At 45.2% G+C, this 11,069-nt stretch carries 12 protein-coding genes; 5 read left to right on the top strand and 7 right to left on the bottom strand.

Annotation, left to right across the window (positions count from 1 at the left end; all coding sequences use genetic code 11):
* The first annotated feature begins 263 nt into the window (after positions 1 to 263).
* The 3 genes from ACLQ6D_RS17715 to ACLQ6D_RS17705 are packed head-to-tail and all read left to right on the top strand — an operon-like array spanning position 264 to position 2,031.
* The gene (locus ACLQ6D_RS17715; RefSeq protein ID WP_411728636.1) at positions 264 to 1,061 is read left to right on the top strand and encodes a TIGR04255 family protein; all 798 of its coding nucleotides are present in this window, start codon (positions 264 to 266) and stop codon (positions 1,059 to 1,061) included.
* Complete coding sequence (locus ACLQ6D_RS17710; RefSeq protein ID WP_411728634.1) at positions 1,018 to 1,416, top strand: hypothetical protein; 399 nt, start codon at positions 1,018 to 1,020, stop codon at positions 1,414 to 1,416. The genes ACLQ6D_RS17715 and ACLQ6D_RS17710 overlap by 44 nt, the downstream gene beginning before the upstream one ends.
* Before the next feature lie 21 nt (positions 1,417 to 1,437).
* Positions 1,438 to 2,031 (top strand): hypothetical protein, encoded by a 594-nt coding sequence (locus tag ACLQ6D_RS17705; protein WP_411728633.1) that lies wholly within the window; start codon positions 1,438 to 1,440, stop codon positions 2,029 to 2,031.
* Position 2,032: 1 nt separating this feature from the next.
* Here the strand turns inward: ACLQ6D_RS17705 and ACLQ6D_RS17700 are convergent, their stop codons facing one another.
* Both ACLQ6D_RS17700 and ACLQ6D_RS17695 read right to left on the bottom strand, forming a co-directional pair.
* Positions 2,033 to 2,416: a type II toxin-antitoxin system VapC family toxin gene (locus ACLQ6D_RS17700; RefSeq protein ID WP_411728631.1), complete on the bottom strand. Its 384-nt coding sequence runs from the start codon at positions 2,414 to 2,416 to the stop codon at positions 2,033 to 2,035.
* The gene (locus tag ACLQ6D_RS17695) at positions 2,413 to 2,649 is read right to left on the bottom strand and encodes a CopG family transcriptional regulator (protein ID WP_411728630.1); all 237 of its coding nucleotides are present in this window, start codon (positions 2,647 to 2,649) and stop codon (positions 2,413 to 2,415) included. The genes ACLQ6D_RS17700 and ACLQ6D_RS17695 overlap by 4 nt, the downstream gene beginning before the upstream one ends.
* A gap of 160 nt (positions 2,650 to 2,809) precedes the next feature.
* On the opposite strand from ACLQ6D_RS17695, the gene ACLQ6D_RS17690 reads away from it, so the two are divergent.
* Positions 2,810 to 3,037 (top strand): AbrB/MazE/SpoVT family DNA-binding domain-containing protein, encoded by a 228-nt coding sequence (locus ACLQ6D_RS17690; RefSeq protein WP_411728628.1) that lies wholly within the window; start codon positions 2,810 to 2,812, stop codon positions 3,035 to 3,037.
* Between the two features lie 10 nt (positions 3,038 to 3,047).
* Positions 3,048 to 4,721, top strand: a complete 1,674-nt coding sequence (locus tag ACLQ6D_RS17685; RefSeq protein WP_411728627.1) for a formate--tetrahydrofolate ligase — start codon at positions 3,048 to 3,050, stop codon at positions 4,719 to 4,721.
* Positions 4,722 to 5,046: 325 nt separating this feature from the next.
* Here the strand turns inward: ACLQ6D_RS17685 and ACLQ6D_RS17680 are convergent, their stop codons facing one another.
* The 5 genes from ACLQ6D_RS17680 to ACLQ6D_RS17660 form a co-directional block, all read right to left on the bottom strand.
* Positions 5,047 to 5,718: a zf-TFIIB domain-containing protein gene (locus ACLQ6D_RS17680; protein ID WP_411728626.1), complete on the bottom strand. Its 672-nt coding sequence runs from the start codon at positions 5,716 to 5,718 to the stop codon at positions 5,047 to 5,049.
* An 18-nt stretch (positions 5,719 to 5,736) separates the two neighbouring features.
* A complete protein-coding gene (locus ACLQ6D_RS17675) occupies positions 5,737 to 6,753 on the bottom strand; it encodes an SPFH domain-containing protein (RefSeq protein ID WP_411728625.1) in 1,017 nt (338 codons plus the stop codon).
* A 145-nt stretch (positions 6,754 to 6,898) separates the two neighbouring features.
* Entirely contained in the window at positions 6,899 to 7,519 is a 621-nt protein-coding gene (locus ACLQ6D_RS17670) for an inorganic pyrophosphatase (protein ID WP_411728623.1), read from the bottom strand.
* A 74-nt stretch (positions 7,520 to 7,593) separates the two neighbouring features.
* Positions 7,594 to 8,427, bottom strand: coding sequence for a thymidylate synthase (thyA, locus tag ACLQ6D_RS17665; protein ID WP_411728621.1), 834 nt, complete (start codon positions 8,425 to 8,427; stop codon positions 7,594 to 7,596).
* Between the two features lie 74 nt (positions 8,428 to 8,501).
* Positions 8,502 to 11,069, bottom strand: a 2,568-nt coding sequence (locus tag ACLQ6D_RS17660) for a DUF1998 domain-containing protein (RefSeq protein WP_411728620.1), incomplete at its 5' end; no start/stop codon positions are given.

Below are 11,069 nucleotides of genomic sequence, written 5' to 3'. Positions count from 1 at the left end.
GAAGATGAGAAGGTGATTGCGGCAGTGCGGGAGAAAGTCACAGCGCTTTGTAAGCGGTTTCCGGTTTATGGTTGATTATGGATAAAAGTTGGGTTTCGTAAACACGACCTATTGTTAAAGTATATATTTGAATTTGCACTTAACTTTATTGCCGTTGTCTTAAAAGCCATTCGTGAAAACTTATTGAAATAAGCTAACAGAAAGGCTGTGCAGCATTTAAAATTAAGAAATTTGATCATAAATGGGAAATTAATTGTATTTTGATGAACTTACCAGAATTTGAGCGTGTAATATATAAGTGTAATCCTCTCATTGAGGTTATTTGCCAATTACGCTTTCCTCCCATATTAAAAATATCTCATGAGGAACCAGTCGATTTTCAGGATAAGATTCGGCTTCATTATCCGCTTTTTGAGACGACCAGAACGCAAATTCCAGCGGAATTATCAAAGTTTGTGCAACAATTTGACTTGCCATTGCAAAGTGACATTGCATATAACTTCAAGTCAGAAGATCAAAGATGGAATCTTACTCTTACCAAAGACTTTATTGCTTTAAGCACTTCTTCGTATGAACGGTATGAACAATACAAACAACGTTTTAGTATCGCATTAGACATTTTTGATCGCATTTATAAGCCTTCCTTCTATTCTAGGTTAGGACTTCGTTATAAAGATTTAATTATTCGATCAAAGCTTGGGTTTGAAAGCCGAGAGTGGTCAGATTTGATAGCAAAACGTTTCGCTTCAGAATTGCATGATGAAGAGCTCTCCTCTTCAATACAGGGAATCGCCAAAAACCTAACTCTAAAATCTGAAAACATACAAGTCAATTTAAATCATGGTTTAGTGACCATAAAAGAATCGCAAGATAGTAATGAAGAAACGGCTTATTTAATTGATGCTGACTTTTTTAGTGAACAGAAAATAGAAGGAAATGAAAATGTCTGGAACGTACTCGATCAGTTCAACCGCTCTGCTGGAAGGCTCTTTAGGTGGAGTATCACAGAGATCCTCCATGACGCTTTACAACCCCAACCAATTGATGCAAGAAAAGATTAAGGAGTCGACATTAGGCTTTGCCATCAATAACACTGCTATTGATAGAGAGAGCGGTAAAACCTATGTGATCCAATATCCTTCTTTTGGTTTGGCGATGTCCGCCCCCTCATTATCAGTTAGATTAAATCGGCATGACCTATCAGCAGACAATTCTATTCAACTAATCAAGTGCTTACTTATTATTCAATCTCTTCCTGAGGCTGCTTTTGAGGAAACAGCCGATGAGCTGGAAGGAATTTATCATTTCTATAAAGACCGCCAAACTCAGATTAACTTACCAAAACCTCCTGCTAAAAAAATAAAAGGCAAATTGCGAGCAAAACAAGTCCGTCCAGCTTTCATTTTGGAACCTTAGTCTAACTAAAACATTATCAGCATGGAAGTAAGGGCAAAATATCAAGCATCCAACAAAAACAACTCACTCAGACAAGGTGAAATATTGACGGATGTTATTCAATATAAACCTGTTGCCGATGATCTAAGAGAGGACAATCAAGAACTTTCTTTTGAACCGATTGTTCATCCGTTTGCAATTGTCGTTACTCAGGATTGTGATCTTGACTGGGATTTCAGGGATAGAAAAGCTAAAAAAAGCCAATCTGTAAAATTTTTAAACTCAATACTTTTATGTGAAATTGCGACCGCAAGAGAAATCAGAGACAATGGAGAAAATATGAACTCCGGGGCATGGAAGTTAGTAGTATCTCATCGTGATGAAAGATTTTATTTCTTTGAAAAAATCTCTTCCGCATGTGATTTTGAACAAATTGGGTTACCAGAACTAACAGCGGATTTTAAGAGAATTTTTGGTATTGATGCGGAGATTTTATATCGTCAAATAGAGGTTGGAATGGTGAAGCGACGGTCTATATTGGTCAGTCCTTACTTAGAGCATTTTTCCAGACGTTATCATAGCTTTCATGAAAGAATTGCATTACCTTCCCAATACGAAAGTGAACGTGAAAATTAAATTAGACTTTTTGATAAGGCACTAAGACATTCTTAACCATCGGGTAATGTTTGCCGTTTAAAGTCACCAACTGCAAACGGTTTTTTAGCACGGTTGCTGCTATCAGCGCGTCGTTTAATCCGACACCGTGGCTTTTACCGTAATCGCGTCTGAGCAAGCCACCCTCGGCTGCAAGTTCGGCATCCAACGCAATCGTGTCCAGCGTATCTAAAAACTCGGTGAGTGCGGCGCGTTCTTTACCGTTACGTACGCCTACATGCAGTTCCGCCACGGTAATGGCAGAAATATAAGCCTGCTCAGGCAGGCTGGCGATAAAATTTTTGGCATCTTCCAAACCACGCAAATAATCAATCAACACGTCGGTATTAATTAGAATTGCGCTCATTCGGTAAAACGCTCTTCGGCTCGTAAAACGTCTAAATTAGGCAGGTTTTCGTGGTCTTGCCAAAGCCCAAATACGTTCATGCGCTTGTTGGCGTTGGTGCTAGGGGTGTTCTGGGCAATGTATTGGTCTATCGCCTTGCGAATCAATGCACTTTGGCTGGTACCGCTACGAATGCTGATTTGACGTATAGCGACTTGCTCTTCGTCGGTAAGGTATATTTGGGTACGCTGCATGTTCATCTCTACGTAGTTTCATTTATAATGTATTTAATGTACATTACTTTTGAGAAAGTGCAAATACCCATCTTTCACTGATTTCTCAGTAGTCTCGCAAATAACTTACACCTATGGTATGTTCTGACTAAATTAAGTATGGACGCATCATGAGTATTAAATGCCTTTTATAGTAACGCTTTCGAGCAATTATCAAATCACTATCCCTAAATCTGTTCGGGAAGAACAGCATTGGCAAAAGGGGCAACAATTAGCCTTAATACCTAAAGGCAAAGGATTGTTGTTAATACCAGTGCCGAGTTTTCAACAATTACAGGGAATTGCGGCGGGAGCTGATGTGAAAAATTTTAGAGACCGTAACGATAGAATTTATTCGAAAAATTTATAACACAAACATCATGTCTGATATTGAAATCGCCCAAAAAGCGAAAATGAAACCCATTATCGATCTTGCCAATGAAAGTTACGGTATAGCGCCTGAACACCTGGATCCATTCGGCCATTACAAGGCCAAGCTGTCACTCGAATATGTCAATAGCCTAAAGGACAACAAAGACGGTAAGTTGATACTTGTTACCGCCATCAGCCCAACCCCAGCCGGAGAAGGCAAAACCACCACTACGGTAGGTTTGGGCGATGCCTTGAACCGTATCGGCAAAAAAGCCATCATGTGTTTGCGCGAACCGTCTTTAGGCCCTTGTTTCGGTGTAAAAGGCGGTGCGGCTGGCGGGGGGTATTCCCAGGTCGTGCCTATGGAAGACATCAACCTCCATTTCACCGGCGATTTCCATGCGATTGGTGTGGCGCATAATTTGTTGGCTGCCCTGATCGACAACCACATCACGCAAGGCAACGCGCTCGGTATCGACCCGCGCCGTATCCAATGGAAGCGAGTGATGGACATGAATGATCGTGCCTTACGGAAAATCATTGTTGGCTTAGGAGGTATCGGCAACGGCTATGCGCGAGAAGATGGTTTCGATATTGTCGTCGCTTCCGAAGTCATGGCGATACTCTGCCTGGCGACTGGCCGTGCCGATTTGAAAGAACGCCTGGGCCGCATCGTTATCGGTTATAAAGCCGACGGCAAGACTGCGGTTTACGCCCGCGACCTCAATGCCCACGGCGCGATGGCGGCCTTGTTAAAAGACGCGATCAAACCCAATTTGGTGCAAACGTTGGAAAACAATATCGCCATCATTCATGGTGGGCCATTTGCCAATATCGCCCATGGTTGCAATACCGTGACCGCCACTAAAACCGCCTTAAAAATTGCCGATTACGTGGTGACTGAGGCGGGTTTTGGCGCGGATTTGGGGGCGGAAAAATTTATCGACATCAAATGCCGGATGGCAGGATTAAAGCCCTCGGCGGTGGTTTTAGTCGCGACGGTACGGGCATTAAAATTCCAAGGTGGGGTGAACAAGGATGATCTAAACCAGGAAAATCTGTCTGCACTGGAAAAAGGCTTTGAAAACCTGGAACGGCACTATAACAACATCACCCAACACTATGGTTTGCCTTGTATTGTTTGCGTCAATCATTTTACCTTCGATACCGAGGCTGAAATTGACCTGCTTAAGAGCTTGTGTGCCGACTTGGGGGCAAATTGCGTGGTCTCCAAACATTGGGCAGAGGGCGGTGCTGGCGCAGAAAACTTAGCTAAAGAAATAGTAGGCATCGTCAATTCCCGTGAACCCGGCTGTACGTATGTCTATGATGAAAACCTGAGTTTGTGGGACAAAATCGAAGCCATCGCAACCAAGTTATACGGCGCATCCGGGATTACCGCCAACGCCAAAATCCAAGCCCAGCTTAAGACCTGGGATGAAAGTTACGGCAAGTTCCCCGTGTGCATTGCCAAAACCCAGATGTCATTTTCCACCAATCCTAGCCTGAAAGGCGCACCGTCAGGTCATACTGTCGAAATCAGCGAGGTCAGGCTGGCGAATGGCGCGGGCTTCATCGTCGCTATCGCTGGCGATATGATGACCATGCCAGGCTTGCCTAAGCAACCTGCGGCTGAGCGGATTGATATTGATAATGATGGGAAGATTACGGGGTTGTTTTGAAAGTGAGGTGGAACTGGAACCTCTAAATTACCCTTTCCCACTGGGCATAGCTATATACACAAGCCGTCATCTCGGCAGAGCCTGCCCAGGACAGGGATTGGCGGCGAGGATTCCATATCCTTTTCCGCACTTCCTCCATCCATGGAGGTCGCCGAGATCCAGGAGCCATGGACATATCTTGCTAACCATTTTTTAGCTACATAGAACTCTTTTTGAGCTGTTTTTCATATCATAGTGTTCTGGATTCCGTCAGCAGGCTAATAGCCTGGCATCAATAAACATGGCATGCCCACTATTGTTCCGCCCTATTATTCAATGAATGGCATCAGAACAACTCACCCAACACCGACGCCAGCGTCTCCAATAAACTCTCTTCCACCGTGTTGCCAAAACCGCCGCTGGTTTTAACAGAATAATCGGTCGCGGCACCGGGCAAAACATCCTGCTGCCGCTGTTTCTGCTTTTCCAAGTTTGCGGCATGTTGTTCTTGCAATAGTTGCCCACCCGCTTTTTTCCATTCCAGTAGATGCGTAAGTTCGCCGCTATCGAGCCAGATGCCGTGTTTGATGCACTGGTCGATAACCACGCCGCTACGCCGTCCGAAATTGACCCGGTTCATCAACATGCGGCATTCCGGGCATTTCATATAGCGTATTTTTTGTTGCTTACGGTAACGGTCCTTGTTGATGTTGTCGATGTGTTCCACGTTGATACCGAACACATTGGAAACAGAGCTGTGCAAAACTGGCTCTAATTCGCCCTTATCGAAAAACAGGCCGAAGCAGGTGTGGCAACGCTCAATATATATCAGCTCTGCCATTTTTAGGCGGATGGTTTGCAGCGCTTTCTCGCAGTTGGGGCAGATACGCATGGATGTTGGCTTGGCTATGGTATACGGATGCTTGGAGTGCAAATCCACGTCGCTACGGGTGTCGCAGTAATTACAACGATTAGTGTTGGTAGGCAGCGGTGCCGAACACGAAGTGCATCTAGCCATGGTTCATCAGCATCGAAATTATAACGTGTCCAGAATCACCTGTCTTTTGTCGGCGTATTCCTGATCGGAAATCAAGCCTTGGCTATTGAGTTCTTTGAGTTGCTCTAATTTACCCGCTACGTCGTTAGCGGGGGGTTGGGTGCTTGGGGTATTAGGAATATTCTGCAACCCTTGGGTCATCGCTTGGCCCAAGCCGATGCCTGCGCCCAAACCCACGCCAGCACCCGCAGCACCGCTTTCGTTCCGTGCCGCTTCACGCATGGCTTCAAGCTGTTGCAGGCGTGCATAATCCATTCCCGCCGCTTGCGCTGCTTGCGCTTCCGCGTTGACATCGGCAATACGGTTGATGCGCGTTAGGGTTTCATCATCGAAATCCGCGCCTTCGATACGGAAGTCGGTCATCACAAAACCGAGTTTGCCGAACTCGACATTTAATTTTGCCGTTACGCCCTGGGCTATTTCAATGCGGTTGGCATCAATGTCCGCATAGGAATATTTACTTTCGGCAAGAAAATCGCTGAGCGGATGGATAATCCGTTCGGACATGACTTTGCGGAAATCCTCAACCAGAAAATCGCCGTGGTTGCCAACCACATTGACGAAAAAGTCGCGCCCGTCGGAAATGCGGTAACTGTAATTGCCGTAAGCCTTCAACCCGACGGGAAACTTGTATTTGGGGTCATCGTATTTAATGGTTGCCGTAGTGCCCCATTTTTGGTTCAGGATCGTAGTGAGCCTGAAAAAATAAATGCCGACTTTGTGATGGCTTTCAAAAAACTGCATGAAGTTTTTGATTGTCGTCCAGAACGGGATATTGTCGGTTTCCAGCGTGACCAGGCACTGTTCTTCGATCACCGCTTGCACCTTGCCCTCGTAAACGAAAATACAGCCTTGCCCAGGGCCGACAATCAGCTTGGAGGCATTTTTGATTTCGTCGCCGTTGTCGCTCCAGTCATAAAACAAGGCATCTGGATTCGGATCGCGCCATTCGATAACCGAACGCAGTTGCCGTCTAATACCGTCGAAAATTACCATAAAGATTCTCCACCGGGGCTGAGCAAGTGTTTTTATGATAGTTGAAAAGCATGAAATAGCAACACTGGTTATTTAAGCTTGTGTAGGGCGCATTAGCGTAGCGTAATGCGCCGCTTGGAGCTACGCTATTCCACCCTGCGTAGACTCAAGTTGTATAATGCCCATAGTGATGTTGATAATCTGCCATGGCTCTTCTAATCACCTCATGGGCTTCATCCCGGCCGTATACATGGGTTATCTCACAGATGAAGTCCTCGCTGGGCAAATGTTTATAGGTCAGAAAATAATGTCTTAAGCGGTCGATATAAGAGGGCGGGCAATCTGAAACATCATTCCATTGCCGATAAAATTCGTCCCCCTTCATGACAGCTATTATCTTGTCATCCGCTTCTCCACTGTCCAGCAAACGAAATCCCCCAATGGGTACAGCCTGTAAAATAATGTCGCCATGGGTTACGCTACGTTCACTGAGTACACAAATATCCAGCGGATCGCCATCACCTTTTATGACTTTCTTGCCGGATTTCATCCCTGCGTACTCAGCCACTTCCTCCGCACAGTAGGTTTGCGGAATAAATCCGTACAGTGTTGGGATCATGTTGGAAAATTTTTGCGGTCGGTCAATCTTCAGATAACCGCTGGCCTTGTCGATTTCATACTTGATGGTATCGGACGGGACGATTTCGATAAATGCTGTCACTATGTTAGGTGTATTGTCGCCAGCTTCTATGCCATGCCAGGGGTGTGCTTTGTGTCTTATGCTCATTGAACTCCTTTTTCTTTAGCTGTGGTTTTTAACTATGGTAATTTTAAAAATTACCATAGTTAAGCAGGTGCTTTTTAGACGGAAATAGCCGCCTTGATGTGTTCGTGGGCTTGGTAATCCGTGATTTCAAAATCGTCGTAATGGTAATCAAATATCGATTCTGGTTTCCGTTTGATTGTTAGGGTTGGCAAAGTGTAGGGTTGTCGGGTTAATTGTGTGTTGGCTTGCTCCAGGTGGTTTAAATAAAGATGGACATCGCCGCCCGTCCAAATAAAATCGCCCACTTGTAAATCAGTTTGTTGCGCCACCATGTGGATCAATAAGGCATAACTGGCGATGTTGAAAGGCACACCCAAAAACGTATCGCAGCTACGCTGATAAAGTTGGCAGGACAGTTTTCCGTCCACCACATAAAACTGAAAAAACGCATGGCACGGCGCTAAGGCCATTTTGCCCATTGCCACATTTTGTTGTGGGCTGACGCTTTCATCGGGCAAATCAGCGACATTCCAAGCGGAAACGATCATGCGCCGACTGTTGGGCGTCTGTTTCAGTTGATTGATAACCTGCTGAATCTGGTCGATGGACTCGCCGTTTGGAGTGGGCCAGGAACGCCATTGGTAACCATAAATGGGCCCCAGCTCACCTTTCCCGTCTGCCCATTCATTCCAGATGCTGACATTATGTTCACGCAAATAGGCGAGATTGGTCTCCCCTTTTAAAAACCAAAGCAATTCATGGATGATGGATTTGGTATGTATTTTTTTGGTTGTCACCAACGGGAATCCGTCCGCCAAATTAAACCGCATTTGGTGACCAAAAATGGACAGCGTACCGCTGCCCGTTCGATCTCCCTTTAAGGCCCCTTCCTGGAGAATTTTGTCAAGTAACTCTAAATACTGCTTCATGGATTTTTCTACAACGTTAAGTTTTAAAATGTTCGGTTATTGCTAACAATATTTCTCTTTTGTAATCCTGCTCACTAACGTTCTTTAACAAAAATTTGGGTTGGAAAGTCTTTAGCATTTCTAACGTTAAGCCTAGGAATTAATAACAGCATTTTTTCTGCCTGTTGCCCAGGCTCTGCTATATTGCAATCAAACCAGGGCGCTTTATCGTCGATTTGCCAATAGCCAACACCTTGATCCAGACGGATATGGGTTGTTTTTCCAGACTGCCACGTCAATTCCATCACTCGACCATGTGGCGTATCGCTTGCAGCATTAACAACACACAGTTCATCCATAGCCTCAAAATAGGCAGCAATAACATCCATGCGTAAGTTGTCATCCATCCAGTCCGCCAATAAGCCGCGGTTCTGATAGCTGCTTTCCCGCTTAACACCCGTATCAATAACAATTTTCGGCTTATTCCAGTTACTTTTCATAAGCTGTCTTAAGCCATCAATAAGTTTGGCAATCAGCATAACCGACCACGGCGAGAATAAATAACGGTCTGAATAATGCAGGCTGACAAGTTCATCCGTAAGTACATGTTGTTGCAATAATGGATGATTCTTAAGTACACGCTGCCAGAATTTCTCGGCAAATTGAGCTAATGGGCCATTGCATTCAGCAAGTATTTCAATCTCTATATCACCGTTGCCTGTATTCGGTTTCAAAGCCTCTTCATCCAGATACTTTAATACCGGCACAAGCGGATATTTTTCCGCCGATACTAAAACACTGTCCGGCAGATTCAGCCAGTTTTGTGCGGGTATTGCGGTTTGTTTAAGAGAGTGCGCAAAAGTCTTGCTGGTAGCGCCTGACAGGGTTTGCGCAACAATACAGGCCACGCCTTTGAGTAATGACTTGTTATCGTCAACCGTGGCGATGGTTATCCCAAAACGATGCAAAATCCAGAGTTCTTCTTTGATGCCTTCAGAAAGCGGTTGTGTTGACGCGTTGATCAACAAAACCACCTTGGTATAGAGCTGTTTCCAGCGATAGCAGCGTTCAAGTAATTGACTTTCTGCTATTTCCCATTCGAATGGCTGGCCTTGTAAAAAAACATGCAGTTCTGTCGCGCCATGACTGGATGCATCACGGATTTCGGTAAACAGCGTTTCCGGGCAATAACGCGATGAACTGCCCAATAGTTTTAATTCCTCCGGCAAAGCCAGCAAGCGGATAAATTCTTCGTTCAGGTAACTTGCCGCCAACTGCCGATCCAGATAATCAATATGGAAGCGGGTATCGAAGCCTAACAAGCAGTTTTGGCACACGCCTTGACAATTACACTTGAGGTGCTCTCTCGCTTTAACAAATAACTCGTCAAAATAACGGTGTGCAGACGACGCAAAACCGGCACCGCCGCTGCATTTATCGTATAAAACAATAGTCGCTACCGGATAGCTGCAACCCGTCAGCTTAGTCGGCTTCACGGTATAGCCCAATTCATCGGCATTGATGCCTAGGATGTCTGCTAGGGCTTGCCTAAGCACAACGGCTAAAGTCCAAGCTATTTTTTGGCTGTTTTCATCCCGGTTATCAAGATACGCCCGTTCGTTGTGATGTTTTAAATACAATTCAAAAACATCGGTATGATCAACATAGCCTAAATGCAGATGGGTTTTAATGGCGAATTCGCTTTCGTTACCGCTGCAATACGCATCTGTTTCACCTTCAGGTCTGCCTCGTAATTTTTTATGCAGTTTTGAAAAAACTTCAGGCAGCTTATCATCGGTAATCATAGAATCGGCGCGGCCGCAATGCCAACACAGTGCGTAACCGTGTCCATGCTCACCGGAGCTGTGATAAAAAATATCGCCCCGACTACCGGCGCGAAACTGTCCTAATTGCGGATTAGGTAAAGTGCGCAGCCTGTCTTTAGCGGTAACCCAAGGTTCTTTAACCGGCACATAATGCTGGACGGAAACATCGGTATGGGGGCTGGTATAAAAGTCAACAGCGAATCCGGTGGGTTCAATAAATTCGCGCTTATGCTCAGGATTTAACGGCTCGCTACACTTGTCGCAAGGGCTATTCGAAGCGCTGCTTAAAGCATGGTCAATTGCACCACAATGATCGCAACGCCACGCCGTCATCAGTTTCTGGGTTTCGTTGGCGCCGCTTTCGGGACTATGCCAGCTTAAACTCAGCCCCGCTGAACGATACGCCAAACCATTCAAGACAATATCGCAGCCGGGTGCATATTCTCTAATGGCAATGGCTAAATCGCGAGTCGGCTTTTCGCGGATACGGCTAAGATTATCTTCCCGCTCGTCATTTTTTTTGTAGTTTTTACGTTGATAATCATGAACGCTGTAAGGATCAAAGTAGGCAATTCCGGTTGGAAATCCGTAACAGGGTAAAAAGCCGCGCGTTGCTAGTTCAGCCAACAGGTATTCACCCTTAAGGCGTTCCAGGTCTCTTTCTACCCGCTTTTTATAAGGGTTGTTTTCGCCGATATTTGAACTTAACGCATTATATTCAGCTTGCAAGGGCTCATATTCTGACAACCATTTTTCCTTAATCATGGTAATGGTTGAGATAGCTTGAAGGGTGAGATTGGTCAGTGGTGTGCCTACCAGAATCGTCTTGTTTATTAA

Source organism: Methyloglobulus sp. (genome assembly GCF_046714055.1).
GTDB lineage: Bacteria > Pseudomonadota > Gammaproteobacteria > Methylococcales > Methylomonadaceae > Methyloglobulus.
Note: the sequence above shows the minus strand (reverse complement) of the source record. Positions and strands in the feature narration are given on the sequence as shown.